This is a genomic window from Kluyvera sp. 1366 (assembly GCF_054823405.1).
Genome location: NZ_JBTRDW010000004.1, coordinates 68,647 through 93,894, shown reverse-complemented (window position 1 = coordinate 93,894; position 25,248 = coordinate 68,647). Strand labels below are relative to the sequence as shown.

General features: G+C 59.4%; 23 protein-coding genes and 1 pseudogene. 18 read left to right on the top strand and 6 right to left on the bottom strand.

The features are described 5' to 3' along the window. The first annotated feature begins 37 nt into the window (after positions 1-37). Positions 38-1,933: a methyl-accepting chemotaxis protein gene (locus ACVLVH_RS09720; RefSeq protein WP_498949301.1), complete on the top strand. Its 1,896-nt coding sequence runs from the start codon at positions 38-40 to the stop codon at positions 1,931-1,933. 211 nt (positions 1,934-2,144) lie between these two features. Beyond that, on the top strand, positions 2,145-2,678 hold the full coding sequence (gene idi / locus ACVLVH_RS09715) for an isopentenyl-diphosphate Delta-isomerase (protein ID WP_101763150.1): 534 nt from the start codon (positions 2,145-2,147) through the stop codon (positions 2,676-2,678). 39 nt (positions 2,679-2,717) lie between these two features. Here the strand turns inward: idi and ACVLVH_RS09710 are convergent. After that, a pseudogene (locus tag ACVLVH_RS09710) lies at positions 2,718-4,183 on the bottom strand (MFS transporter). A gap of 215 nt (positions 4,184-4,398) precedes the next feature. Between ACVLVH_RS09710 and osmF the strand changes: the two are divergent. The 4 genes from osmF to ACVLVH_RS09690 are packed head-to-tail and all read left to right on the top strand — an operon-like array spanning position 4,399 to position 8,136. Then, the gene (gene osmF, locus ACVLVH_RS09705) at positions 4,399-5,307 is read left to right on the top strand and encodes a glycine betaine ABC transporter substrate-binding protein OsmF (RefSeq protein ID WP_101763148.1); all 909 of its coding nucleotides are present in this window, start codon (positions 4,399-4,401) and stop codon (positions 5,305-5,307) included. A 3-nt stretch (positions 5,308-5,310) separates the two neighbouring features. Next, positions 5,311-6,477: an ABC transporter permease gene (locus ACVLVH_RS09700; protein WP_192413955.1), complete on the top strand. Its 1,167-nt coding sequence runs from the start codon at positions 5,311-5,313 to the stop codon at positions 6,475-6,477. After that, positions 6,470-7,405: an ABC transporter ATP-binding protein gene (locus tag ACVLVH_RS09695; RefSeq protein WP_309835415.1), complete on the top strand. Its 936-nt coding sequence runs from the start codon at positions 6,470-6,472 to the stop codon at positions 7,403-7,405. Before ACVLVH_RS09700 ends, ACVLVH_RS09695 begins: the two co-directional genes overlap by 8 nt. Beyond that, positions 7,405-8,136, top strand: coding sequence for an ABC transporter permease (locus tag ACVLVH_RS09690; protein WP_309835413.1), 732 nt, complete (start codon positions 7,405-7,407; stop codon positions 8,134-8,136). Before ACVLVH_RS09695 ends, ACVLVH_RS09690 begins: the two co-directional genes overlap by 1 nt. Here the strand turns inward: ACVLVH_RS09690 and ACVLVH_RS09685 are convergent. Further along, a complete protein-coding gene (locus tag ACVLVH_RS09685) occupies positions 8,117-8,224 on the bottom strand; it encodes a YohO family small membrane protein (protein ID WP_494338314.1) in 108 nt (35 codons plus the stop codon). The two genes, ACVLVH_RS09690 and ACVLVH_RS09685, sit on opposite strands and share 20 nt — an antisense overlap. 82 nt (positions 8,225-8,306) lie before the next feature. Beyond that, a complete protein-coding gene (locus ACVLVH_RS09680) occupies positions 8,307-9,041 on the bottom strand; it encodes a MerR family transcriptional regulator (protein WP_101763312.1) in 735 nt (244 codons plus the stop codon). A 151-nt stretch (positions 9,042-9,192) separates the two neighbouring features. On the opposite strand from ACVLVH_RS09680, the gene ACVLVH_RS09675 reads away from it, so the two are divergent. Both ACVLVH_RS09675 and ACVLVH_RS09670 read left to right on the top strand, forming a co-directional pair. Further along, positions 9,193-9,756 (top strand): helix-turn-helix domain-containing protein, encoded by a 564-nt coding sequence (locus tag ACVLVH_RS09675; protein WP_101763144.1) that lies wholly within the window; start codon positions 9,193-9,195, stop codon positions 9,754-9,756. Next, positions 9,753-10,271 carry a GNAT family N-acetyltransferase gene (locus ACVLVH_RS09670; protein ID WP_192236583.1) on the top strand — a complete coding sequence of 173 codons (519 nt, stop codon included), beginning with the start codon at positions 9,753-9,755 and terminating at the stop codon, positions 10,269-10,271. The genes ACVLVH_RS09675 and ACVLVH_RS09670 overlap by 4 nt, the downstream gene beginning before the upstream one ends. A gap of 259 nt (positions 10,272-10,530) precedes the next feature. On the opposite strand, the gene ACVLVH_RS09665 is transcribed toward ACVLVH_RS09670, so the two are convergent. After that, positions 10,531-11,502 carry a LysR family transcriptional regulator gene (locus ACVLVH_RS09665; RefSeq protein ID WP_498949299.1) on the bottom strand — a complete coding sequence of 324 codons (972 nt, stop codon included), beginning with the start codon at positions 11,500-11,502 and terminating at the stop codon, positions 10,531-10,533. A gap of 157 nt (positions 11,503-11,659) precedes the next feature. On the opposite strand from ACVLVH_RS09665, the gene argH reads away from it, so the two are divergent. From argH to ACVLVH_RS09630, 7 genes are read left to right on the top strand one after another with little or no spacing between them, the layout of a single operon-like run. Beyond that, positions 11,660-13,087 (top strand): argininosuccinate lyase, encoded by a 1,428-nt coding sequence (gene argH, locus ACVLVH_RS09660; RefSeq protein ID WP_192413951.1) that lies wholly within the window; start codon positions 11,660-11,662, stop codon positions 13,085-13,087. 9 nt (positions 13,088-13,096) lie between these two features. Beyond that, entirely contained in the window at positions 13,097-13,975 is an 879-nt protein-coding gene (locus tag ACVLVH_RS09655) for an amino acid ABC transporter permease (protein ID WP_101763141.1), read from the top strand. A 13-nt stretch (positions 13,976-13,988) separates the two neighbouring features. Then, entirely contained in the window at positions 13,989-14,753 is a 765-nt protein-coding gene (locus ACVLVH_RS09650; protein WP_498949298.1) for an amino acid ABC transporter ATP-binding protein, read from the top strand. 17 nt (positions 14,754-14,770) lie between these two features. Next, the gene (locus tag ACVLVH_RS09645) at positions 14,771-15,592 is read left to right on the top strand and encodes an ABC transporter substrate-binding protein (RefSeq protein WP_137385435.1); all 822 of its coding nucleotides are present in this window, start codon (positions 14,771-14,773) and stop codon (positions 15,590-15,592) included. An 11-nt stretch (positions 15,593-15,603) separates the two neighbouring features. After that, a complete protein-coding gene (locus tag ACVLVH_RS09640) occupies positions 15,604-16,449 on the top strand; it encodes a polysaccharide deacetylase family protein (RefSeq protein ID WP_498949296.1) in 846 nt (281 codons plus the stop codon). Beyond that, on the top strand, positions 16,442-17,329 hold the full coding sequence (locus ACVLVH_RS09635; protein ID WP_277974676.1) for a polysaccharide deacetylase family protein: 888 nt from the start codon (positions 16,442-16,444) through the stop codon (positions 17,327-17,329). The genes ACVLVH_RS09640 and ACVLVH_RS09635 overlap by 8 nt, the downstream gene beginning before the upstream one ends. Further along, entirely contained in the window at positions 17,313-18,674 is a 1,362-nt protein-coding gene (locus ACVLVH_RS09630; RefSeq protein ID WP_192413946.1) for an MmgE/PrpD family protein, read from the top strand. The genes ACVLVH_RS09635 and ACVLVH_RS09630 overlap by 17 nt, the downstream gene beginning before the upstream one ends. Positions 18,675-18,933: 259 nt before the next feature. On the opposite strand, the gene ACVLVH_RS09625 is transcribed toward ACVLVH_RS09630, so the two are convergent. Together ACVLVH_RS09625 and speB are read right to left on the bottom strand one after the other, a co-directional pair. Beyond that, positions 18,934-20,019, bottom strand: a complete 1,086-nt coding sequence (locus ACVLVH_RS09625) for an iron-containing alcohol dehydrogenase family protein (protein WP_192413944.1) — start codon at positions 20,017-20,019, stop codon at positions 18,934-18,936. Then, positions 20,019-20,975, bottom strand: a complete 957-nt coding sequence (speB, locus tag ACVLVH_RS09620; RefSeq protein ID WP_225614530.1) for an agmatinase — start codon at positions 20,973-20,975, stop codon at positions 20,019-20,021. Before speB ends, ACVLVH_RS09625 begins: the two co-directional genes overlap by 1 nt. Positions 20,976-21,099: 124 nt before the next feature. Between speB and ACVLVH_RS09615 the strand changes: the two genes are divergently transcribed. From ACVLVH_RS09615 to ybiB, 3 genes are read left to right on the top strand one after another with little or no spacing between them, the layout of a single operon-like run. Continuing rightward, a complete protein-coding gene (locus ACVLVH_RS09615; RefSeq protein WP_192236574.1) occupies positions 21,100-21,996 on the top strand; it encodes a LysR family transcriptional regulator in 897 nt (298 codons plus the stop codon). 54 nt (positions 21,997-22,050) lie between these two features. Continuing rightward, positions 22,051-24,195, top strand: a complete 2,145-nt coding sequence (gene dinG, locus ACVLVH_RS09610; protein WP_101763133.1) for an ATP-dependent DNA helicase DinG — start codon at positions 22,051-22,053, stop codon at positions 24,193-24,195. 52 nt (positions 24,196-24,247) lie between these two features. Further along, a complete protein-coding gene (gene ybiB / locus ACVLVH_RS09605) occupies positions 24,248-25,216 on the top strand; it encodes a DNA-binding protein YbiB (protein ID WP_309835397.1) in 969 nt (322 codons plus the stop codon). The last annotated feature ends 32 nt before the right edge of the window (positions 25,217-25,248 follow it).

The following is a 25,248-nucleotide window of genomic DNA, read 5'->3' as shown; positions in this document are numbered from 1 at the left end:
ATCAGGCAACTCGCCAACCAGGGTAAGGGCACACATAATGTTCAAAACAACACAATCCCGTTTCACCGCGACGCTGGTCGCCTTTTTTGCCGGTCTGATGCTGATTACCGTGCTGGTAATTAATCAGTTTATCGCTCCGCAACTCTCCGAAAATGAAAGTCGTCTGGTGCGTTACGAAGTAGACGGTCTGGCCGGACGCATCGTCGAGCAGATGAACCGCGTACAGGCACAGCAGCGCGCCATTACCGAAGCCGCAGGCGTGATGGACAGCGCTGCCATCGATACCTTGCTGCCCGCCTTAGTTAACCAATATCAGGACAGCAACGTGTTCGGCGGTGGCATCTGGCCGTTACCGAACCGTCGCGATCCGGCCAAAGAGAAAGACAGTTCGTTCTTTGCGCGCAACGCCAGTAACCAGCTGCAGGTCAACACCTACTGGAACTCGGACGCCGCCGACAAATACTGGGAGCAATCCTGGTACAAAGATGGTTTGAGCGCGCCGAAGGGCCAGTGCGCATGGGCAAAAGCCTATCAGGATGCTGCCAGCCCGCAGCCACGTACCAACTGCGCGATGGCGATCTATCGCGATGGCACCGTATGGGGCGTGGCGACCATTGACGTGACGCTCGGCTTCTTCAACCAGCTGGCAAAACAGATGGGTGAGGCGATTCAGGGCCGCGTACTGATCGTTGAAGCTGACGGTAAAGTGGTGGGTAACGCCGCGCTGGTGGATGGTGCGCCGAAGCTGGAAAACCTCGCCGATACCCAGCTGCCGATGGCGTCCGCGTTAAAAGGTCTGCTGGCGCAGGCGGGCAGCCAGCCCGCGCAAACCACCTTTGCAGGTGAAGATGGCGAACACACGCTGTTTGTGCAGGCGATTGCCGGTAGCCCGTGGTATCTCGCCAGCGATGTGCCGTCGAGCTTGCTGGATGCGCAAACTCACAGCATGTTGACGCGTCTGGGTCTGGTGCAGATTCCGCTGGCGGTGATCCTGCTGCTGGTGCTGCTGGGCTTTGTGCGCGCCATGATGAAACGCCTCGCGGTGCTGAACAGCAACATTGAAGCCTTATCAACCGGCGGCGCCGATTTGACGCAGCGTCTGCCCGCCAGTAATAGCCCGGAATTCAACGCCGTGGCGCAGAGCTTCAACCAGTTCATCGCCTATCTGCAAGGCCTGATGCGTCAGGTGGGCGATAGCGCGCTGGCGATTACGGCGGCTTCGCGTGAAATTGCCAGCGGCAACGCCGATCTCTCGGCGCGTACCGAATCGCAGGCCAGTTCGATTGTTGAAACGGCAGCATCAATGGAAGAGCTGACCGGCACGGTGCGTCAGAACGCCGATAACGCCACGCATGCGAATCAGCTGGCGGATGGCGCGTCGCAGGTTGCGGCACGCGGCACCGAAGTGGTGCGTCAGGTGGTCACCACCATGGGCGCGATTAATCACTCTTCGCGCAAAGTGGTTGATATCATCAGCGTCATCGACAGCATCGCCTTCCAGACCAACATCCTGGCGCTGAACGCCGCGGTAGAGGCGGCGCGCGCCGGTGAACAGGGGCGCGGTTTTGCCGTGGTGGCCTCGGAAGTGCGCAACCTGGCACAGCGCTCGGCTAACTCGGCGCGTGAAATTAAGAAGCTGATTGAGGAGTCGGTGGCGAATATTGATACCGGCAGCCAACTGGTGGAGCAGGCCGGGCAAACCATGGATGAGCTGATGCAGGGCGTCAGCAGCGTGACTACGCTGATGAGCGAAATCATGTCAGCGAGCCGCGAGCAGAGCATGGGCATCGATCAGGTTAACGTGGCGATTACCCAGCTGGACGGCAGCACTCAGCAGAACGCCGCGCTCGTCGAGCAGGTTTCAGCCGCCGCGCAGTCGATGCAGCAGCAAAGCGTGCAGCTGGAGCAGGTGGTACAAAGCTTTAAGCTGTAAGTTTTGTGGAGTTGGTCGCCATGCATGGCGGCCTTCTCACACACCGCACACATCTTCTCTATTAACGCCATTCCCCGCTTTTTTATGCTGAATTCTCCGCAGGCTGCTACGCTTTAATGTGCCCACGTTAACGCACGGAATGTGCGCTATTTCCTCCATCAACCCTTTGGAGGTTGTGTACAATAGCTGCGAATTTTCCGAAGGAGTTGTCATGCCCGCCATTGAAGTTATTCTCGTTGACCACCTCGATCGCCCTATCGGCAAAATGGAAAAGCTGGAAGTGCATGAAAAAGGATTGCTGCATCGCGCGGTGACGGTTTACGTGTTCAATTCGCGCCATGAAGTGCTGCTGCAACGCCGTGCCAGCACTAAATATCACTGTGGTGGATTGTGGAGTAACACCTGCTGCAGTCATCCCTATCCGCAGGAATCCACGCGCGATGCCGCCGAGCGCCGTTTGCGTGAAGAGATGGGCATGAATGTTGCGTTAACGCCGGTGTTTGAGCTGAGCTACAACCTGCCGCTGAGTAATGGCCTGACCGAGCATGAATATGGGCACGTGTTCTTCGCCATCAGCGATGAGCAGCCGGTCCTCAACCCGGAAGAGGCGGATGCATGGTGCTATCGCTCGATTGCGCAGATTCAGCAGGAGATGCAGGAGAATCCGGCGCAGTTCACGCCGTGGTTTTTGCATACCTTCCCGCGCATTCCCAATACGCTTGGCGAGTTTCGCCTGACGGCTTAAAGACGAAGGTCGCCATTTATGGCGACCTCTGTTAATCCATCACTGAAAATCTTCCGCATCCACGTCGTAACCCGACGGCTCCCAGCGAATCGCCAGTAGCGCCAGTAAGCCAATCAGCGGGGCAAGGAAAATCACCCAGAACACGCCGGTACCAAACGCCGCCACCAGCAGCGGGAAGGTGAACAGCGACACGGTGGAACTGCCGCGCATCAGCGTCTGGTTGAAGCCGACGCCCACGCCGCGCAGCGAAGCCGGATAGCTCAGCGAAGCAAACGTCATGGTGTGCGAGCCGGGACCAAAGCCCTGACCAAACAGGAACAGCGCCAGCATGGCAATCGCCACCGCCGCCTGTTCGCCGCCTTCCGGACGACCAATCAATGCTAATCCCAGCAGCGCCACGCACTGACAAGCGTAACCGGCCACCGACATCTTCCACGCGCCGAGACGCGGCACCAGCCGCACCGCCAGCAAGCCGCCGACAAAGGCAAATAGCAGATTCAGCGCCAGCGACACCAGAATGGTGGTCAGCATCGATTGCGCAAAGAAGCTGGAGATAATCACCGGCAGGCCAAACGCCACCGCGTTATAGGCAAACGACGAGGCGATGGAGGTGACGGTTGCCAGAATGGTACGGCGACGATAGACGCCCTGCAGCAGCGCGCCGTAGTTGCGCCAGCTGGCTTTACGTACCGCTTTCTGCGGCGTCAGATCGGCGTCATCCGCCACCTGCGCGTTGATGTTGTAAGAGTTGCGCAGAATCTCCGCCGCGCCTGTGAGGTTGCCCTGATTGGCTGCCCAAATCGGCGACTCACTCATGTAACGGCTGCGAATAGCGATGATCAGCAGCGCAGGCACCGCACCAAAACCCAGAATCAAACGCCACAGCCAATCGGTGTGGCTTTCGGGCAACACCGCATACAGCAGCAGGACCAGCAGGTAGGAAATACTGATCGCCGCGTACCATGTCGGACACCACATCGCCACGCTGGCGGCCTTATTGCCTTGCCCGCGCGCTTCGAAAACTCGGCGAGAAACGCCATCGCCACCGGTAAGTCGATCCCGACGCCGAGGCCCATCACAAAGCGCGCACCGGCCAGCACATATTCGTTTGGCGCAAACGCACAGGCTAACGCTGCCACCACGAAGAAGAACATGTCGGCCATAAACACGCGATAGCGGCCGATTTTGTCGGTGAGGTAGCCGCCAATCAGCGCCCCAACAATAGCACCGAAGGTAATCGCCGATGCCACCATGCCGGTACCTGCGGGCGTCAGCTGGAACTCGCGCGTCACGTCTTTGATGCCAAACGCCAATGCACCGAGATCATAGGCGTCAAGGAACACGCCGCCCAGCGCAATCGCGATGACGATGCGCGCGTTGCTGCGTGATTCGTTGCTGTTGTTCACCAGCCCGGAGACATCGGCCGCGCTGCGGATCCATTTGGTCTCACCGGTGGGGACATTCCCTGCCTGCGCGACGTGCGCCGGAGAAGCTAAGTCGGTCATGATGTTTTGTAATTTATTGTAATGAGCGGGACTGTGAGCATAAGCCGCCGTCTTAACATCGAAAATTCCAATCGGTTATATGTGCTGCGTTTTGGTTATAACCGATAGGCAATTGATAGCAAAAAAAGCACGAAGTAAGCCGCTTGACCGCGCCTATCCCCTTTCGCCAGGCTACGCTTGATAGTCACACAATGAAAACAAATGAGGGAAGCGGGATGATAAAGCAGGGTTTATTGGGAATGATGGCATTGGCAATGAGCATGGGTGCAGCGCAGGCGGCGGATCCGGTGAAAGTTGGTTCCAAAATTGATACCGAAGGCTCGCTACTCGGCAACATTATTCTGCAGGTGCTGGACAAACATGGGGTAAAAACCGTCAATAAAATCCAGCTCGGTACCACGCAAGTGGTGCGCGGCGCGATCACCGCTGGTGAGCTGGATATCTACCCGGAATACACCGGCAATGGCGCATTCTTCTTCAACGATGAAAAAGACACGGCGTGGAAGAACGCTCAGCAGGGCTACGAGAAGGTGAAAAAACTCGACGCCGAGAAAAATCATCTGGTGTGGCTGACGCCCGCGCCAGCTAACAATACCTGGACGATTGCGGTGCGCGGCGACGTGGCGCAGAAGAACAACCTCAACACGCTGGACGATCTCAGCGCTTACCTGAAAAAAGGCGGCACTTTCAAACTGGCTGCCTCGGCGGAATTTATCGAACGCAGCGATGCGTTACCGGCGTTTGAAAAAGCCTACAACTTCAAACTGGAGCAGGCGCAGCTGCTGTCGCTGGCCGGTGGCGACACCGCCGTGACCATCAAAGCGGCGGCGCAGCAAACCTCTGGCGTGAACGCGGCGATGGCGTACGGCACCGACGGTCCGGTAGCGGCGCTGGGCCTGCAAACGCTGAGCGATCCGAAAGGCGTGCAGCCGATTTATGCCCCTGCGCCGGTGATCCGCGAAAGCGTGCTCAAACAATATCCGGACATCGGCAACTGGCTGCAGCCGGTCTTCAGCAAGCTGGATGAGAAAACCCTGCAGCAGCTGAATGCGCAGATCGCGGTGGATGGTCAGGATGCCAGCCAGGTCGCGAAACAGTGGCTACAGACCAATAAGTTGCTGTAAGCAGTGTCGTCATTGTTATTCCGACCGCGCCAGCAGCCGGTGCTGCTGGTGTTAATCGCGCTTATCACGCTGGCGCTGTTTGCCTTGCCGCTATTGAGCTTTGCCGCCAATCGGCTGGTCTCTGGCCAGCCGCTGACGTTCTGGCAGGTGACCAACAGCATACTGCTGTTCATCCCGTTGCTGTGGCTGTGGCTGAGCTTGTGGTGGCCGCCGCGCCGCATTCACGCGATATCGGTGCTGCTGGCGGCGGAAGTGCTGCTGGCCTTACTCATCTGGCTGGCCGGACAACAGGCCACGCAACTGGCGAACAGCGGGAGCCCGCTGGCGCGCACCGCGTTTGGCAGCGGCTTGTGGTGTGCGGCGGCGCTGGCGCTGCTGCTGGCGGCGGAAGCGGTCCGGCAAATCACCCGCAGTACCCCGTGGCGCATTGTGCTCAACCTGCAAATCTGGCTGCTGCCGCTGGCGCTGTTACTCAGCGGTCATCTTGATCGTCTCTCGCTTTTGAAAGAGTACGCCAACCGCACGGCGGTGTTTGATGCGGCCTTCACGCAGCATTTGTGGCTGCTGGGCGGCACGCTGCTGCCGACGGTAATCATCGGATTGCCGCTCGGGCTGGCGATTGCGCGGCGTCCGCGCTGGCAGAATGCCGCATTTAGCGTGCTTAACCTGATTCAAACGGTGCCGTCGGTGGCGCTGTTCGGTTTACTGATTGCGCCGCTGGCGGGATTGGTGGCGCATTTTCCGCTGCTGGCCCGTTGGGGCATCAGCGGCATCGGTATTGCACCGGCCTTGATTGCGCTGGTGCTCTACGCGCTGCTGCCGCTGGTGCGCAGCGTGGTGGCTGGTTTGCAGCAGGTGCCGCAGGAAGTGCGTGAAACCGCGCGCGGCATGGGCATGAGCGCGTGGCAACAGTTCTGGCACGCCGAACTGCCGCTGGCGCTGCCGGTGTGGCTCTCCGGGCTGCGCGTGGTGGTGGTGCAAACCGTGGGCCTGGCGGTGGTTGCGGCGCTGATTGGGGCGGGCGGATTCGGCGCCATTGTTTTTCAGGGATTGCTGAGCAGCGCGCTGGATCTGGTGCTGCTGGGCGTGATTCCGGTGGTGGTGCTGGCGGTGATTTTTGATGCGCTGCTGCGTTTACTGTCGGCACTGCTGGAGAGACGTCATGATTGAATTTCACCAGGTGAGCAAAGTGTTCGCTGGCAAAGAGGCGATACGTAACCTGTCGCTGAAGATTGAGAAGGGCAGTTTTACCGTGCTGATTGGCACCTCAGGTTCGGGCAAATCGACCACGCTGAAGATGATCAACCGGCTGGTGGAGCACGACAGCGGCGAAATCCGTTTTGCCGGCGAAGCCATCGAAACCATGGATGCGCGCGCGTTGCGCCGCCGCATCGGTTATGCCATTCAGTCGATTGGCCTGTTTCCGCACTGGAACGTGGCGAAGAACATCGGCACCGTGCCCTCGCTGCTCGGCTGGCCGCAGGCGAAGATCACTCACCGCGTCGATGAGCTGCTGGCGCTGCTCAATCTCGACAGCCATCTGGCGACGCGCATGCCGCATCAGCTGTCGGGCGGACAGCAGCAGCGCGTCGGCGTGGCGCGTGCGCTGGCGGCCGATCCCGAGTTGCTGCTGATGGATGAACCTTTCGGCGCGCTCGATCCGGTTAACCGTCTGGCGCTGCAACACGAGATGCTGCGCATTCAGAAAATGTCCGGTCGCACCGTGGTGCTGGTGACGCACGACATCGACGAAGCGCTAACGCTGGCCGATCAGCTGGTGCTGATGGACGGCGGCGAAATCGTGCAGCAGGGCAGGCCAATCGATCTGCTGACGCAGCCGGTGAACGACTTTGCCCGCGAGTTCTTTGGTCGCAGCGAGCTCGGCGTGCGTTTGCTGGCGCTGGGACGTGCGGGGAGCGCGGCGCGACGCGGTGAATGGCTGGACGCCGAACCGATTGCCGAATCGCTGACGCTGCGTGAAGCGCTGTCGCAATTTATTGCGCGCCGCACCGACAAATTGCCGGTGATCGATCAGCAGCAACAGCCGCTGGGCGTGCTGCACTTCAGCGATCTGCTGCGCCAGCGGGAGGCGAGCTGATGCGGCTGTTACGCGATCCGCTCTACTGGCTGCTGGCGGCCTTTCTGCTGCTGTTGTGGGGCTTGCCGCACAGCGGCCTGCTGTTTGCCCACTGGTTTCCGCAGCTGGAGCGTCCGCTCTATCAGCAGGAGAGTTTCTGGCGGCTGGCGCTGGCGCATCTGGCGTTAGTGGTCAGCGGCAGCCTGCTGGCGTTGCTGGTCGGCGTTGGCTGTGCGGTGTTTGCTACGCGTCACGCCGGGCGCGCCTTTCGTCCGCTGCTGGAAACCGTGGCGGCGGCCGGGCAAACCTTTCCGCCGGTTGCGGTGTTAGCGATTGCGGTGCCAGTGATGGGGTTTGGTGCCACGCCCGCGGTGATGGCGCTGTTTATCTACGGCTTGCTACCGATTTTGCAGGGCACGCTGGCAGGTTTAGATAGCGTACCGGCCAGCAATCGTGAAATCGCGGTCGGCCTCGGCATGGGGCCGTGGCGACGCTTGTGGCAGATTGAGCTGGCGCTGGCGGCACCGGTGATCATGGCGGGCGTGCGAACCTCGGTGATGATCAACATCGGCACGGCAACTATCGCCTCTACGGTGGGCGCGGAGAGTCTGGGATCGCCAGTGATAATCGGTCTTAGCGGCTTTAACACCGCCTATGTGATACAGGGCGCGCTGCTGGTGGCGCTGCTGGCGTTGATTTGCGATCGCCTGTTAGAGCGCGTGCAGCGCAAACTTAGTGGGTATGCACAATGAGGCTGTAGCCGACCAGCATCATGCCGCCCATGCCGCCAAGCGCCATGATGGCAAACAGGGAACCGATAAGGAGTTTATTCCAGTTCATGAGGAGACCTGAGAAAAGAAATTTAGGGCGGCATGATAACGCGCACACCACGCCAGGCAAAGGCCGTGTGTGCGATTTTACTTTATGCGGGATCGTGCAGGTGAATGGCAAAACCCTGCGCCTGCCAGTGTTCAAACTGCTCGACCTGACGACGCGTCGGCTTTTTGCCGGTCCAGATAAACAGGTTTTGTCCGGGGAATAACTCAGGGCGCGGCATATCCAGCGGCTCCGCCAACACATCCATGCGCCAGCCTTGCTGCGACAAACGCCAGGCTTCCAGCCAGATGCGGGTACGATCTTCCACCGCCCAACCCAGCATCAAGGCATCTTTACCGGCTTTTTTACGTCCACAGGCCAGACAAAACGCCACATAATCAATCAGCGCGCCATCAAGCAGACTGCACATGGTGCGCGCGGTGTTCTGATCTAAACCAAGACGCTGGCGAACCGGCACGAACACGTGATCGATTAACGCATCCACCGGATGTTCCCGGCCAATATTGGCAATTTTAACGCGCAATTTCGCCGGGCGAACGTGGCGCAGTACGCTCATCAACTCTTCCTGCAGCGCCGACCAACCGTCATCCACATTGACCGTGGCGCCTTCCAGCAACGCTTTCACTTTGCCAACGGGCACACCACTCTCTATCCAGCGTTTTATCTCTTCGATACGCTGAACATCTTCATCATCAAACTGCCGATGACCACCTTCGGTACGCTGGGGTTTTAACAGACCGTAACGTCGCTGCCAGGCGCGAAGCGTTACCGGGTTGATTCCACAGCGTTCGGCCACATCCCCGATACTGTATAAGGCCATAAAGTCCTCAAAAATTCTGACCTGCATAACAACACCTTAACCCCCACGACTGGGTTGTACAATGATTTTTTAATTGTACAACTTGACCGCTTTATTTATTTAAGGTCATATCTCATATGTGAGATTTATTTCCCGTATATGAGAGGTGAAGATGTCTGCTTCGGATACCGACGATCGACTGGCGGCGCGACTGGCTGAATTACGCGTACAACGCGGTTGGTCATTAGATGAATTGGCGATGGCGACCGGCATCAGTCGGGCGTCGTTGTCGCGCATTGAACGCGCCGAAACGAGCCCCACAGCCGCTTTGCTTAACCGCCTTTGCGTGGCCTACGGCTTGACCATGTCGCGCCTGCTGAGCGAGGTGGAAGAGGAGGCCGCGCTGCTGCTGAAAGCGGCGCAACAGCCGGTATGGCGCGATGACGCCAGCGGCTTCCAGCGCCGCAACGTATCACCGCCCGCCAGCCACTTTAAAGCGGAAGTGGTGGAAGGTGTGCTGCGTCCTGGCGCGCGCATTGATTACGATGCGCCGCCGATTCAGGGACTGGAGCAGCACATCTGGCTGCAATCAGGCGAGCTGACCATCAGCATGGACGATCAGCACTGGACGCTGCAGGCAGGCGACTGTCTGCGCTTTCATCTCACCGGCAAATCCGCGTTTGCCGCCCATGCCGAAGGCGGCGCGCGCTACATTTTGGTGGTATGCAAACCATGATTGACATCGAACCTCTCAGCGCCACCCAGGCGCAGCCGCTGCTGGCGGCATTATGTGATGTGCTGCAGGGCTGCGTCGCCGATGGCGCCAGCGTGGGCTTTATTGATGCAGACGATCGCGCGGCCATTGAGCGCTTCTGGCAGGACAAAATTTACAGCCTGGCGAGCGGCGACAATCAGCTGCTGGTGGCGTATCAGCAGGGCGTGATTGTGGCGACGGTGATGGTGGGATTCAGCGCAATGCCGAACGGTCGCCATCGGGCGGAGATCAGTAAGCTGCTGGTGCATCCCCGCGCCAGACGTCAGGGCATCGCGCGCCGCCTGATGCAGCAGGCGGAACAGCTGGCGGCACAGCAGGGGAAAACCCTGCTGGTGCTGGATACGCGCAGCGGCGACGTGGCGACGGATCTCTATTTGTCGATGGATTGGCAGATTGCTGGGTCGATTCCGCTGTATGCGGAGTCAACCGAAGGTGTGCTGGATGCGACTACGGTGATGTATAAGGTGTTGGGGTGATTGTGATTGTGCTTGTGATTGTGATTGTGATTGTGATTGTGCCTGCTGTCCCCCATCCCGGCCTTCCCCCACAAGTGGGGGAAGGAGACGCTGCCACATGCAGCTTCATCACTGACATATGGCAGCATCTTCCTCCCCCATTTATGGGGGAGGACCGAGGAGGGGGACAGCGAGCACAGACCGGGGAAAGCGAGCACAAACCTGGACGGACAGCGAGCACAGACCAGGCACAGCAAGCACAATTCCAAAATGCACCAACTCAGTGCGGTCCTTCCGCCTCGCCAATCCCCAGCGCCTGCATAAACAGCCGGATAATCGGTTTTATTTTGCGGCCCTTCTTCATCATCAAACAAAACGGGTTTTCACGGCGAGTCGAATCATCACCCAACTCACACAGCTGCCCACGCGCAATAAACGCGGCGGCATAATGTTCCGGTAAATAACCAATAAAATGGCCGGTTAAAATCAGCATGGCGACAGATTCAACCTGAACCGCCTGCACGCCGCTGTCCTGTAAGGGAATGATGCGACGATCGTCGCGCGGCGTCACATATAAATGATTAATAATTTTCTGCTCACGTAATATGTCCAGCGATATATTTTTATCGCACGATCCAGAATATAAAGGATGTGACATAGAGCAATATAATTTTGAATATTCCTTATAAAGCGGGAAGTAATCAAAATCACTTTTCATTTCATAAACCGGTGCAATACCACAATGAAAACGGCCTTCACTGATGCCGCGCTCAATATCATCTAATTGCGCGGTTTGCAGTCGAATTTGTACCTTTGGCGCTTTCTGGTGCAGCTGTTGCACCGCTGCGGTGACCGGAGATTGCGGGTCGGAGATGGTGTTATCCACCACGCAAATGGCAATGTCGCCCAGCAGTTCGTTGCGGCTGTTGTGCAGCCGCTCGCGAAACAGATTCAGCGAGACGAACAGCTCCAGCGTGGCCTGGTAGACGTTGATGCCGTACTGCGTCAGCTCAAAACCTTCGCGTCCGCGGCTGCATAACGTCATGCCGAGACGAATTTCCAGATCGGAAACCTGTTTACTGATCGCCGCCAGACCAATATTCAATTCGTGGCTGGCAGCAGTTAATCCGCCCGCTTCTACCACGCATTTAAATACCCGCAGTAATTTTAAATCGATATTACTCAGTGCCAGAACCGCATTATCGCTGCGATTATTTGCATTGTTTCCGGACTGGGAAACTTTACTTTCCATTTTTGCTATTCAACTCCGGAATAATTGCGATGAAAGTACAGTGAACCTGAAATAGGCCCTATTTACCAGTGTAGCCATAAAATAAGTTTTTATTATTTCAACTGGCTCATCCATATCTTTTTCATATCGCTGATGATTATCTGTAAGGGGAAATAGCATGTCTGATAATGCCGAACTGTTATGGGGCGCGCGTTTTAAAGCGGCACCGGCGGCGAGTTTAACCGCGCTGTCTCGTAGCCCGGATTATTACTTTGCATTGGCACCTTACGATCTGGCGGGCTGCCGGGCGCATGCCCGTGAACTGGCGCGCGGCGAGCTGCTGAGCGCCGAAGAGCTCAGCACCATGCTGGCGGCCATTGACGCGTTAGACGCCGATTATCGCGCCGATCAGCTGCATCCGATTGCCGCCGACGAAGATGTGCACACCTTTATCGAACGCGCGCTGACCGAGCGTTTAGGTCCGCTGGGCGGCAAGCTGCGCGCCGGGCGTTCGCGTAACGATCAAACCGTTAACGACCTGCGTCTTTACCTGCGCGACAACGGTCGCAAGGTGGTGAGCGCGTTGCTGGCCTTGCAGCAGGCGCTGGTCGAGCAGGCGGCACAGCACACCGAAAGCGTCGCGCCTGGTTTCACGCATCTGCAGCAGGCGCAGCCGATTGTTTTTGGTCATCAACTTTTGGCTCACGCGCAATCCTTTGCCCGCGATATTGAACGTATGCAGGATTGGGATCGCCGCAGCGCACGCTGTCCGCTCGGTGCCGCTGCGATGGCCGGTTCCGCCATTGCGCGCCAGCCGGAGCAGGCCGCCGCCGATCTTTCCTATCTCGCGCCGTGCGAAAACTCCATTGATGCCGTTGCCAGCCGCGACTATGCCGCTGAATTCCTGTTTGTAACCAGCATGATCGGCATCAACCTGTCACGCCTGTGCGAAGAAGTGTGCATGTGGGCATCGCGCCAGTTCCGCTGGGTCGAGCTGCATGACAGCTACGCCACCGGCAGCTCCATCATGCCGCAGAAGAAAAACCCGGACATCGCCGAACTGACGCGCGGCCGCGCTGGCCGCCTGGTCGGCAATCTGATGGCGCTGCTCACCACCATGAAAGCGATGCCGCTCTCCTACAACCGCGATCTCAGCGACGACAAACGCAACGTGATTGATGCGGTGGATACGCTGCTGCTGGTGCTACCGGCGATGGCAGGCATGATGGCGACGCTGAAATTCAACACCGACGTGATGCGCCAGCAGGCACCGGACGGCTTCACGCTGGCGACCGAAGTGGCCGACTGGCTGGCGATGCGCGGTGTGCCGTTCCGCGAGGCGCATGAGATCACCGGCCAGCTGGTGCAGCTGTGCGAGCGCGAAAACTGCGGTCTGTCGGATCTCAGCGATGCGCAACTGCAGGCGGTGGATGTCCGCTTAACGCCGGAGGTGCGCAGTGCGCTGACGCTGGAAGCCGCGCTGGCGGCTCGTAGCGGCTACGGCGGTACCGCACCGGCACGCGTACGTGAGCAGCTGGCACGTCTGCAAACCCTGATGCAGGACCAGCAGCGCTGGACCGACGATTACGCTGGCCCACGCGCCTGAGGAGAACTTATGTCGCAATCAACGCCGATTGAGCCGGGTTTGAACAACAGCCGCGAGCAGACGCATTACGATCTCGATCGTTACCAAGTGGTGCCGCGCCGTTACTACGGCCGTATCACCGCGTCGGCGGTGATTCTGCTGCTGCTGGCGCTGCTGGTAAACGCCTTTGCGCACGGCAATATCGAATGGTCGTTTGTCGGCCAGTTCTTTACCGCCCAGGCGATTCTTAACGGCGTGGTCAACACGCTGATCATGTCGGTGCTGGCGATGGGGCTCGGCGTACTGTTTGGCGTCATCACCGCCATCATGTACATGTCGCCGAATCCGGTGCTGCACTACATCGCCGTGGGCTACGCGTGGATTTTTCGCGGCACGCCGCTGATTCTGCAGCTGCTGCTGTGGTTTAACCTCGCGCTGGTGTTTCCCACCATCAGCATTCCCGGCGTGTTCAGCGTGCAAACCGTCACCATCATGACGCCGTTTCTCGCCGCGCTGCTCGGTTTGAGCATCAATCAGGGCGCGTACACCTCGGAAGTGGTGCGCGCGGGCCTGCTGTCGGTGGATACCGGGCAATACGAAGCGGCGAAAGCCATCGGCATGCCGCGTCTGCAGGCGCTGCAGCGCATCATTCTGCCGCAGGCGATGCGCGTGATTCTGCCGCCGGTCGGCAACGAATTTATTAGCATGATCAAAACCACCAGCCTCGCCAGCATGATTCAGTACTCCGAACTGCTCTACAACACGCAAACCATCTACTTCGCCAACGCGCGCGTCATGGAACTACTGTTCGTGGCAGGCATTTGGTACCTGATTGTGGTCACGGTGTTGTCGTTTGGACAGAGCCGACTGGAACGTTATTTCTCACGCGGCCATCGTCAGCGTCAGTAATCAGGAGCCCAACATGAGAAACATCGTGCGCGCCGTTAAGGTGAACAAATATTTCGACCAGTTCCACGCCCTGAAGGATGTCAGCCTCGAAGTGAACTACGGCGAGGTGATGTGCATCCTCGGCCCATCCGGTTCCGGCAAAAGCACCTTTTTGCGCTGCATTAACCAGCTGGAGAAGGTCGATAAAGGCGGAATTTGGGTCGACAACGAGCTGGCGGGCTATCGCATCGCCGGTAACAAGCTGCATGCGCTAAGCGACAAGCAGATTGCGCGCCAGCGCCTGCAAACCGGCATGGTATTCCAGCGTTTTAACCTGTTCCCACACAAAACCGCGCTGGAGAACATCATCGAAGGGCCGTGTCGCGTGCTGCTGCGCCCAAGGCGCGAAGCCAGCGAAGAGGCGATGGCGCTGCTCGATCGCGTTGGTCTGGCGCACAAAGCGCACGACTATCCGCAGTCGCTCTCCGGCGGCCAGCAGCAGCGCGTGGCGATTGCTCGTGCGCTGGCGATGAAACCCAAACAGATGCTGTTTGACGAACCCACCTCGGCGCTGGATCCGGAGATGGTGGGCGAAGTGCTGGCGGTGATGCGTCAGCTGGCAAAAGAGGGCACCACCATGCTGGTGGTCACCCACGAAATGGGCTTTGCCCGTGAGGTGGCCAATCAGGTGGTGTTTATGGACGAGGGACGGATTATCGAGCAGGGCGCACCGGAAGACATTCTGCTGAACCCGCAAAATCCACGGATGAAAAACTTTATTAACGCGATTCTTCTTTAAACATTACCGGGGTGAATATGAAAAAGCTGTTATTGAGTGCCATCAGTGCCGCCGTATTGCTGCAATCCTCTGCCTGGGCAGACATCGCCGTACCCGCGGCGATCAAAGAGAAAGGGCTGACGGTAGCGATCATGCCGAACTATCCGCCAATGGATTTTAAAGATCCGGCGACCAACCAGCTGACCGGCGTGGATTACGACCTCGGCCAGGCGATTGGTGAAAAACTCGGCGTGAAGATCAACTGGCAGGAGATCGCCTTCGAACAGATGGTGAACGCGGTGGTGACCAGGCGCGTCGATCTGGTGATGTCTGGCATGACGGACACCAAAGAGCGTCAGCAGGTGGTGAACTTTATCGATTACTTCAAAACCGGCCCGCAGTTCTACACCCAATCCGCGCGCAGCGACATCAACAGCGCGATGGATCTGTGCGGTAAGAAAGTCGGTACCAGCCGTCGCACCACCTTCCCGCAGGAGATTGCCAACTGGTCAAAAGCGCACTGTGAAGCGGCCGGTAAGCCGGCGATCATTGTGGTAGGTGCTGAAGGCACCGCCGATGCGCGCACCCAGCTGCGTCAGAACCGTCTGGATGGCGTGGTGCAGGGCAGTGAAACGCTGCCGTACATCATGGATCTGGAAAAGGGCAAATATAAGGCGCTGGATAAAGCCTTCTCCTTCCAGTACACCGGCATGGCGATTGGTAAAGATGCGGGCGAGCTGACCACCGCGATTCAGGCGGCGATCGACGCGATGATTGCTGATGGCTCTTACCAGAAAATCCTCGGCAAATGGGGTCTGGCAGACAACGGCGTGGCGAAGGCGACCGTCAACCAGGGCTAAGGAGCGCGCAGATGCAACAACCGGGCGCAGTGCGCTGGCCGCAGGGTAAACGCGGCTGTATGGCGCTGGCGTTTGACCTCGACGGTCCCACCGGCGATGCCATGCTGAATGGCAGCCTGTGGTCAACGCCAGAATATTTTACCTTTGGGGCTTACGGGCCGTACCGCGCGCTCGGGCGTCTGCTTGACCTGCTGCGCGCCTTCCACCTTCCCGCCACCTTCTTTGTGCCGGCGTGGGTGGTGGAGCAGTGGCCGCAGCAGTGTCAGGCGATTATCGAACAGGGCCACGAAGTGGCCTATCACGGCTATCGCCACGAATCCTTTTGGGCGATTTCACCGGATGAACAGCGCGCAGTCATGGCGAAATCCGCTGAAGTCTTTCACCAGCATCTGGGCATCACCGCCTGCGGTTTTCGTACGCCGTCGGGCGACTGGCATGCGGAAACGCCACAAATCCTGCGTGACGCGGGCGTGATCTACTCCAGCAGCATGCGCGGCGACGATCGCCCCTACAGCATTCCGGTGGCGGGCCATACGCCGCTGGTGGAGATCCCCGGTAAGTGGGAGATGGATAATTACGCCTCGCTGGCCTACACGCGCCAGCCCGACTTCCCCAAAGGCGGCGACCGCATCGCCAGCTATGCGCACACGCGTGATAACTGGCAGCGCGAGTTCGATGGCGCGATGGATGAAGGCTTGTGCCTCACCACGCTGTTCCACCCGAAAATCTCCGGCCAGCCGGGACGCTTGCTGCTGCTGGAACAGCTGTTTGCACATATGACGGCGCGCGATGACGTTTGGTTTGCGCGCTGCGACGCGGTGGCGCAGTGGTATTTGCAGGAGCAACAGCATGACTGAACCTTCACGCTGGCCGCTGGGTTTCCAGTCGGCGGCGATCCTCACCATCGATTTCAACGATATTCACGGCATTCTCACTCAGGCTCCGGCAGTGGCGGGGCGCGATAAAACGCTGTCGGTGTGGCGCTACGGCACACTGCGCGGCGTCGATCGCCTGCTGGCGCTGCTGGCAGAAAAGCAGCTCAAAGCCAGCTGGTGTATGCCCGCGATTGTCGCCGAACAGCAGCCGGAACTGGTGCAGCGCATCGTGACCGGCGGCCATGAAATCGCCTGCAGCGGCGATAGCCACGAAGATTTCTCGCTGTTGACGCTGGAGCAGCAGATCGCCAGCGTGACGCGCGGCTGCGACAAGCTGGCGCAGATAACCGGACGCAAAATCACGGGGTTCCGCACGCCCGCCGGGCAGTGGAAACCGGGACTGGCGCAGGCGTTGATCGCACGCGGCATTCAATGGTCATCGAGCTGGCGCGGCGACGATATGCCGTATTTCCATCCCGGTACGCGTTTGGTGGAATTGCCGATGCACTACACGCTGGAAGATGAGCCGTACTTCGCCTTTAACCTCAGCCCGGCTATTCCGCCGGGACAATCGCGCATCGCGCCGTATGGCGAAACCCTGGCGAATATGACGCAGGATTTCCACGGCTTCCACCGCTTTGGCCTGTGCTACTTGCTGCGCCTGCATCCGGAAATCATCGGCACCGCCGGACGTATTGGCCTGCTGCGGGCGCTGCTCGACATGCTGCAACAGCACAATGTGTGGATTGCCACCGCTGAGCAGGCGGCGGCGCACTGGCAGACGCAGCCGGATAACGATGTCTGCCATCCGGCGGAGGTGTTTACCCGCATCACTGGAGGTGCGCATGGCGAACTCGCTTGATCAACTGGCGGCCTTTATCGCCGGGACGCGTTTTGCACAACTGCCTGAACCGCTGGTGGAGCAGGCGAAACGCCATCTGCTCGATACGCTCGGTGCTTCGCTGGCGGGCTGCGACAGCCCGATCTGGCGCGAGTGTCTGGCGCTGGTGCAGGCCGAAGGTGGCCGCGAACAGGCGCAGATTTGGGGTAGCGCGCAGCAGGCCAGTCCGCGTCAGGCGGCGTGGCTGAACGGTGTGGCGGCGCACATGTATGAACTCGACGATACCGGCGGCTGCGATCACTCCGGTGCGGTGGTGATCCCGGCGCTGCTGGCGGCTTTGCCGCTGGCGACGCAGCCGGTGGACGGGCAAGCGCTGCTGGTGGCGATGGTGATCGGCTATGACGTCGGCCGCCGCGTGTTAGAAGCCTGCGGCGGTTACTCGGCGCACAACGGCGCAGGCTGGCACTCTACCGCCAGCTGCGGGGTGTTTGGTGCGGTGGCGGCGGTGTGTTCGCTGCTGCAGCTCGACCGCGCGCAGTGTGCGTCTGCGCTGGGCATTGCCGCCAGCTTCAGCGGCGGTTTGTGGGGCTTTATTCACGACGGATCGCACACCAAAAAACTGCATGCCGCGCGCGCAGCAGAAGGCGGCGTGCAGGCCGCGCTGCTGGCACAAAGCGGTATCAACGGCCCTTCAGCGGTGTTTGAACCGCGCTGGGGCGGCTTCCTGCAAACCTTAGCGGCTGAAACCCAGCAGCCGCAGGCCTTGACGGCCGATCTCGGTGAGGTATGGAAACTGGCGCGCTGCTCAATCAAACCCTACGCTTCGTGCCGTGGCACCCACGCGGCTATTGATGCGCTGGGAATCCTGCTGCAACAGCATGATGTGCGGGTAGAGCAGATTGCGCGCATCGTGGTGGGCGTTAATCCGTTCCTGCTGGAGATGTGCGGCGGACGCGAGTTACACAGCCTGGCGGCGGCGCAGATGAGCCTGCCGTATGCGCTGGCGGCGCGCGCGCTGTACGGCTCGGCGGAGCTGGCCAGTTATGACGACGCCAAACGCCTGCATCCCGATGTGGAAGCGTTGCTGGCACGTATTGAGCTGGTGATCGATGAGCAGCAGAGCCGCGACGACGAGCCGTGGGTGCGGCTGGAAACCGGGCAGGGCGCGCAGTGGCAGCAGCATGTGCCGGTGCCGTCAGGCGCGCCAACCAATCCGCTCACGCTGGATGCCTTGCTGGCGAAATACCGCAGTTTGGCCGCGCGCGTATTGCCGCTGGAGCAGGTCGAACGGCTCGAGGCGGTGTGTCTGGAGCTGGATGAAGTGGCGGATGTGCGGGAAGTGGTGGGGTTGTTGGGGATTGGGTGATTTTCCCCTTTTGGCGTGTGCTCGCTGTCCCCCATCCCGGCCTTCCCCCATTAATGGGGGAAGGAGACGCTGCCACATGCAGCTTCAGAACGAATATGTGGCAGCATCTTCCTCCCCCATTTATGGGGGAGGACCGAGGAGGGGGACAGCGAGCACATTCAAACCACAGCGAGCACATTCAAACCACAGCGTGCACATTCAAACCACAGCGTGCACATTCAAACCACAGCGAGCACATTCAAGCCACAGCGAGCACAAACTAAACCCTGCCCGCTAACCCCTCAATCCGCGCTATCGCTGCCAGCAAGCGCGCTTCGGTCACTGCTTCGGCCATGTTCTCCATATCCGGCGCATGCACCGATTCGCGCACAATCAGTGCCAGCTCACTTTCATCCAGCGCGGCAATCTCGCTCAGCGTCAGCGGCACGCCGCAATCGCGCGCCAGGCGCATCTCATCCAGCACTTCCTCATCGGTGCGGTTCTCCAGCGCCAGCAAACAGAGGTTGCCAAAGCCGACCAGCAAGCCGTGCCCAAACTCGCGGGTTTTATCGCAGAAGGTAAAGCCTTCATAAATCGCATGCGAAGCCGCCGCGTGTGCGCCATTGCTCATTAGCGAGGTTAATCCTGCCCAGGTGAAGATCGCATCCAGCACCTGATCGAGCGACGCGCTGCTCTCACCACGCAGCACTGCGGCATAGGCTGCCGGTCCATGTTCACCAATCACGTCATAACAGATCTGGCTGTGCGCCAGTGACGAGAGCGCATTGCCCTCGCGTGCCGGATGACGTGCGCTGACCGCGCGGAACTCGTACCACTTCGCCAGCGTATCGCCCAGCCCGGCGGCCAGCCAGCGGGCGGGCGCTTTAGCCAGCAGCTCGCTGTCAATGATCACCGCCGCCGGTGCCTGCGGCAGCGGGAAGATGTCGAAGAAATTGCCGTTATCGTCATAGCGAATACTCAGCGGCGTCACCGCGGAACAGGTGGCGGCGATGGTTGGCAGCGTGATCACCGGCACGCCGAGCTGGGCGCCTACCGCTTTCACCGTATCCAGCGATTTACCGCCGCCCACGCCAATCAGCACCTCGGCGTGCAGCTCGCTGGCCATCGCCGCCAGACGGTTGATCTGATTGATCGAGGTTTCACCGCCAAACCACTCTTGAGCTAACAGCGTGACATTGGCCGCCAGCAGCTGCGCGCGAACCTGCGCTTCTACTGCCTGCAACGCCTGATGGCCGCCAATCAGCAGCGCACGCTGTCCCAGTCCGGCGCAGATCGCGCCTAATTGGTTGATCACGCCCGCACCGCGCAGCACGCGCGCCGGGAAAACCAGATTCTGTTGTGTCATCACTTGTTCTCTGTGTAACGGACGCCGGGCAACACGCACAGCATCTCATAAAGGATATTGGCCGCCAGCTGCGAGGTCATACCGCTGATGTCGTACGGCGGCGAGACTTCCACCAGATCGCCGCCCACCAGATTGAGTCCACGACAGCCGCGCACGATCTCCAGCCCTTGCATCGAGGTTAAACCGCCCACTTCCGGCGTGCCGGTGCCGGGTGCCCACGCGGGATCGAAACTGTCGATGTCGTAAGAGAGATACACCGGGCCGTCGCCGATACGCGCGCGCACCTCGGCCATCAGCGGCGTCATGGAGCGATACCAGCACTGCTCGGCGGGCACCAGATGGAAGCCCTGATCGACGCCCCACTGAAAATCATCGGCGGCATAGCCTTGCGCACGTTGCCCGATCTGCACCACGCGCTGGCAGTCGAGCAGGCCCTCTTCCACCGCGCGGCGGAACGTGGTGCCATGCGCGATCTTCTCGCCAAACATCTCGTCGTTGGTGTCGGTGTGGGCATCAATGTGAATCAGCCCCATCGGCCCATGCTTCTTCGCCAGCGCGCGCAAAATCGGCAACGTCAGCGTGTGATCGCCGCCCAGCGTTAACGGGATAATCGGCCAGTTATTCAGCTCGGTATAATAGTTTTCAATGATATCGACTGATTTCAGCAGGCTGTAAGTGTTGATCGGCACATCACCGAGATCGCCGACGCGCAGCGAATCAAAGGGCGCGGCGCCGGTGGCCATGTTGTAGGGTCGGAGCATGACTGAATCGGCGCGGATGGCGCGTGGGCCATAGCGCGTACCGCTGCGCTGCGAGGTGCCGATATCCAGCGGAATGCCGACGAACGCCACATCCAAATCGGCCGGTGATTCAGCGGCGGGTAAACGCATCATGGTGCCGCGTCCGGCGAAACGGGGCATTTCGTTGCCGCCTTGCGGCTGGGGGAAATCGGTCATCACGCACTCCTTCAGTCAGGTAAAACCCATCATTACCCAGCCCGCGCGCCGGAAAAATCCTTGACAGCCGATAATCACTTCAGAGATTACTTAACTTTAGTCAGCAATCTCTGAAGGAAAATCGGTGCAGACGCTTCCCAATCTTAAACTGCTGCAGGTGTTCGCCAGCGTGGTGGAAAATCAGGGCTATTCGCGCGCGCAGCAGGCGCTGAACATGACCACGCCGGCCATCAGCGCCTACATGAGCGAGCTCGAGAGCCAGCTCGGTTTTATCCTCTGTCAGCGCGGGCGCGGCGGCTTTACCCTGACCAGCAAAGGCGAGCAGTTTTATCGCTACTGTCAGGAGATGCTGGCGACGCTGGCGGGTTGGCAGGAGCAGGTTGAGACGCTGAAAAGCGCGCAAGGCGGCACTTTCTCGCTTGGCGTGGTGGACGCCACCGTCACCGATAGCACGCTGGATCTGCCTGCCGCTATCGCCCGCTTTAACCAGCGCTTTCCGGCGGTGTTCTTTAATCTGAGCGTGCGCGATCCCAATGAGTTGCAGCAGCAGTTGCTGGAGGATCGGCTCGATTTGGCGATTGGGCACTTTCCGCTGCGCGCCAGCAATCTGGTGACTATTCCGCTTTACGAAGAACAGCATTGGCTCTATTGCAGCCCGCAACATCCGCTGGCTGAGGGCCATCCGGATGTGCGCACCGTGCAGCAAACCGGCATGGTGACGCGGCGTTACTGGAATCAGCAGGAGCTGAACAAGCGCGGCTTCCGCCAGAGCAACGCTTCAGTGGAGAGCATCGAAGCGCAGCTGACGCTGATTCTCTCTGGCCGCTTCATTGGCTATTTGCCCGAACACTACGCGCGCAGCGGGGAACTGCAGGGCACGCTGCGCCGCCTGCTGCCGCACCATTTCCACTTCCGCGCGCCTTTCTCTTTTGCGTTCCGCCGTGGGCGCGCGCGTGAAACCTTAATCCGCGCGATGCGTGAAATTCTGAATCCAGCGCGAAAAAATAGCAGCGAAAGCTGACGCTGCGCCAATACTGTGTAAAAATACAGGCCAATTCAGCAAACAGTAACGAAAATGGCCCTGACAGCAGCGATAAAAAGCCAGATTGCGCAATGGTATAAGGCGCTGCAGCAGCAGGTTCCTGACTTTATCCCGCGCGCGCCGCAGCGCCAGATGATTGCCGAAGTGGCGAAAAGTCTGGCCGGTGACGAAGGTCGTCATCTGGCGATTGAAGCGCCCACCGGCGTCGGCAAAACTCTCTCTTATTTGATTCCCGGCATTGCGGTGAGCCGCGCCGAGGAGAAGCGGCTGGTGATCAGCACCGCCAACGTGGCGTTGCAGGACCAGATCTTCAGCAAGGATCTGCCGCTGCTGAAGAAAATCATCCCCGATCTCACCTTTACCGCCGCCTTTGGCCGTGGACGCTATGTTTGTCCGCGCAACCTTGCGGCGCTTGCGGCGACCGAAGATCAGCAGGGCGATTTGCTGCTCTATCTGGATGAAGAGGCGGTCACCGGCTCGAAAGAGGAGCAGAAATTCTGCGCCAAGCTAGAGAAGCAGCTCAGTAGCTACCGCTGGGATGGCTTGCGCGATCACACCGATGTCAACATCGAGGACAGCTTGTGGCAACGCCTCTCCACCGACAAAGCCAACTGCCTTGGCCATCACTGCCGCTGGTATCGTGAATGCCCGTTCTTTGTCGCGCGTCGCGAAATTGAGCAGGCGGATGTGGTGGTCGCCAACCATGCGTTGGTGATGGCGGCGATGGAGAATGAATCGGTGCTGCCACCGGCGAAAAACCTGATGCTGGTGCTGGACGAAGGCCATCATCTGCCGGAAGTGGCGCGCGATGCGCTGGAGATGAGCGCGGAGATCACGCCCGGCTGGAGCAGTTTGCAGCTCGATCTGTTTGTGCGGCTGGTGGAAACCATCATGGCGCAGTTCCGCCCAAAATCGCCGCCGCCGCTCACCAACCCGGAGCGCCTGAAAGGTCACTGCGATGAAATGCGCGAGCTGCTGCAGATCCTGTGCGATGCGCTCAATCCGCTGCTGCCGGGCCATAATCAGCCGGGCGAGTTCCGCTTTGTACTGGGTGAATTGCCGGAAGAGCTGTTGAGCCTGTGCGCGCGGCTGTTCAAGCTGAGTGACGCGCTGCGCGGCTTAAGCGAAGGCCTGCTCAACGAGTTGGGCGAGCAAACCGGGAAAGCCGATATCATGCGGCTGCATAAAGCTATCATTCAGCTCAATCGCCACTTCGGCTGGTTCGAGTCGATTAGCAAATTGTGGCGGCTGGCGGCGATGGAGAAAGCTTCCAATGCGCCGGTGTCGAAGTGGATTACGCGTGAGATTCGTGAAGGCCAGGCGCATCTGCTGTTCCACTGCGCGGGCATTCGCGTGAGCGATCAGCTGGAAAAAATCCTGTGGCGCAAAATCCCGCATGTGGTGGTGACGTCAGCCACCTTGCGATCGCTCAACAGCTTCAACCGTTTGCAGGAGATGTCCGGCCTGAGCGAGAAAGCCGGCGACCGCTTTGTGGCGTTGGATTCACCGTTTAACCATATCGACCAGGGCAAGCTGGTGATTCCGCAGATGCAGTTTGAGCCGCAGATGGCGCAGGAAGCGGAGCACATTGCCGAGATGGCGCGCTTTTTCCGCCAGCAGATCGCCGAAGAGAAGCACAAAGGGGTGCTGGTGCTGTTCGCCAGCGGCCGCGCGATGCAGCAGTTTGTCGCACATATTCCTGATCTGCGCCTGTCGATGCTGGTGCAGGGCGATCAGCCGCGTTCGCGCCTGGTGGCGTTGCATCGGGAACGCGTCGAAGCCGGTAAAATCAGTATTCTGGTCGGGCTGCAATCGTTCGCCGAAGGGCTGGATTTGAAAGGCGATCTGCTGTCGCAGGTGCATATCCATAAAATCGCTTTTCCACCGGTGGACAGTCCGGTAATTTTGACCGAGGGCGAATGGCTGAAGAGCCTGAAACGCTATCCGTTCGAAGTGCAGAGCTTGCCGAGCGCCTCCTTTACCTTGATTCAGCAGGTAGGACGTTTGATTCGCAGCCACAGCTGCTTTGGCGAAATCGTGATTTACGATCGCCGCCTGCTCAACAAAGCCTATGGCAGCCGACTGCTGGCCGCGCTACCGGTGTTCCCGATTGAGCAACCGCCGATGCCGGAAGCCAGCAGTGACAAGACGAAAAAACGTCGCAGTAAGAAAATCTAACGATCAATTTTGGCAGCCGCACGGCGGCGCGCCCTGGAAGCGGGAATGCCTGATGGAACTGAATAAAATTATTAAAGAGATTGGGCGCGGTAAAAATCACGCGCGCGATATCGATTTCGCCACCGCGCAGGCGCTCTACAGCGCGATGCTGGCCGGTGACGTGCCGGAGCTGGAGCTGGGTGGCGTGCTGATTGCGCTGCGCATCAAGGGCGAAGGCGAAGAGGAGATGCGCGGTTTTTATCACGCGATGCAGCAGCAGATGATGCCGTTGCAGGCACCCGCTAACCGTCCGATGCCGATTGTCATTCCCAGTTACAACGGCGCGCGCCGTCAGGGCAATCTGACGCCGCTGCTGGCGCTGCTGCTGGTGAAGCTGGGCTTTCCGGTGCTGCTGCACGGCGTCAGCGACGATCCTACGCGCATCACCACCGAAGCGGTGCTGGCAGCGCTGGACATCGCGCCTGTCACCTCCGCCGCACAGGCGCAGGCGAAGCTGGATAACGGCGAACTGGCGTTTATCACCATCGACCATCTGTGTGCGCCAATGGCGCAACAGCTGTCGCTGCGCTGGCGCATGGGCGTGCGTAACAGTGCGCATACGCTGGCGAAACTGGCGACGCCGTTTGCCGAACGTGCTGCGCTGCGCCTGGCCAGCGTCTCGCATCCGGAATATGTGCCGCGCGTGGGGAAATTCTTCCAGGATATTGATGCACCGGCGATTCTGCTCAACGGTACCGAAGGCGAGGTGTATGCCAATCCGCAGCGCTGCCCGGCGATTAACTACATTCGTGGCGCGGGTGCAGAAGCGGAAGTGTGGGTTGAGCGCCAGCCGGAAGTCAGTGTGGAACTGCCGGAAAGCAAAAGCGCACAGGACACCGCCGCGTGGATCAATCAGGTATTAGCCGGGGAACGCGCGGTGCCGCAGGCGCTGCGTTTGCAGCTGGCGTGTTGTTTGATGGCGACCGGTGAATCGGCTAGCCTGGCGGATGCAGAAGTGAAGTTACAGCTGGCGGGGATGTGAAGAATAAAGCCATTGAATTAAGCGCCTCATTT

Coding starts and splice junctions, on each gene's coding strand:
- dinG (WP_101763133.1), top strand. CDS start 22,051: ATGGCCCTGACAGCAGCGATAAAAAGCCAGATTGCGCAATGGTATAAG.
- argH (WP_192413951.1), top strand. CDS start 11,660: ATGTCTGATAATGCCGAACTGTTATGGGGCGCGCGTTTTAAAGCGGCA.
- ACVLVH_RS09635 (WP_277974676.1), top strand. CDS start 16,442: ATGACTGAACCTTCACGCTGGCCGCTGGGTTTCCAGTCGGCGGCGATC.
- osmF (WP_101763148.1), top strand. CDS start 4,399: ATGATAAAGCAGGGTTTATTGGGAATGATGGCATTGGCAATGAGCATG.
- ACVLVH_RS09670 (WP_192236583.1), top strand. CDS start 9,753: ATGATTGACATCGAACCTCTCAGCGCCACCCAGGCGCAGCCGCTGCTG.
- ACVLVH_RS09625 (WP_192413944.1), bottom strand. CDS start 20,019: ATGACACAACAGAATCTGGTTTTCCCGGCGCGCGTGCTGCGCGGTGCG.
- ACVLVH_RS09640 (WP_498949296.1), top strand. CDS start 15,604: ATGCAACAACCGGGCGCAGTGCGCTGGCCGCAGGGTAAACGCGGCTGT.
- ACVLVH_RS09680 (WP_101763312.1), bottom strand. CDS start 9,041: ATGGCCTTATACAGTATCGGGGATGTGGCCGAACGCTGTGGAATCAAC.
- ACVLVH_RS09720 (WP_498949301.1), top strand. CDS start 38: ATGTTCAAAACAACACAATCCCGTTTCACCGCGACGCTGGTCGCCTTT.
- ACVLVH_RS09690 (WP_309835413.1), top strand. CDS start 7,405: ATGCGGCTGTTACGCGATCCGCTCTACTGGCTGCTGGCGGCCTTTCTG.
- ybiB (WP_309835397.1), top strand. CDS start 24,248: ATGGAACTGAATAAAATTATTAAAGAGATTGGGCGCGGTAAAAATCAC.
- ACVLVH_RS09655 (WP_101763141.1), top strand. CDS start 13,097: ATGTCGCAATCAACGCCGATTGAGCCGGGTTTGAACAACAGCCGCGAG.
- ACVLVH_RS09675 (WP_101763144.1), top strand. CDS start 9,193: ATGTCTGCTTCGGATACCGACGATCGACTGGCGGCGCGACTGGCTGAA.
- ACVLVH_RS09695 (WP_309835415.1), top strand. CDS start 6,470: ATGATTGAATTTCACCAGGTGAGCAAAGTGTTCGCTGGCAAAGAGGCG.
- ACVLVH_RS09685 (WP_494338314.1), bottom strand. CDS start 8,224: ATGAACTGGAATAAACTCCTTATCGGTTCCCTGTTTGCCATCATGGCG.
- idi (WP_101763150.1), top strand. CDS start 2,145: ATGCCCGCCATTGAAGTTATTCTCGTTGACCACCTCGATCGCCCTATC.
- ACVLVH_RS09630 (WP_192413946.1), top strand. CDS start 17,313: ATGGCGAACTCGCTTGATCAACTGGCGGCCTTTATCGCCGGGACGCGT.
- ACVLVH_RS09665 (WP_498949299.1), bottom strand. CDS start 11,502: ATGGAAAGTAAAGTTTCCCAGTCCGGAAACAATGCAAATAATCGCAGC.
- ACVLVH_RS09645 (WP_137385435.1), top strand. CDS start 14,771: ATGAAAAAGCTGTTATTGAGTGCCATCAGTGCCGCCGTATTGCTGCAA.
- ACVLVH_RS09650 (WP_498949298.1), top strand. CDS start 13,989: ATGAGAAACATCGTGCGCGCCGTTAAGGTGAACAAATATTTCGACCAG.
- speB (WP_225614530.1), bottom strand. CDS start 20,975: ATGACCGATTTCCCCCAGCCGCAAGGCGGCAACGAAATGCCCCGTTTC.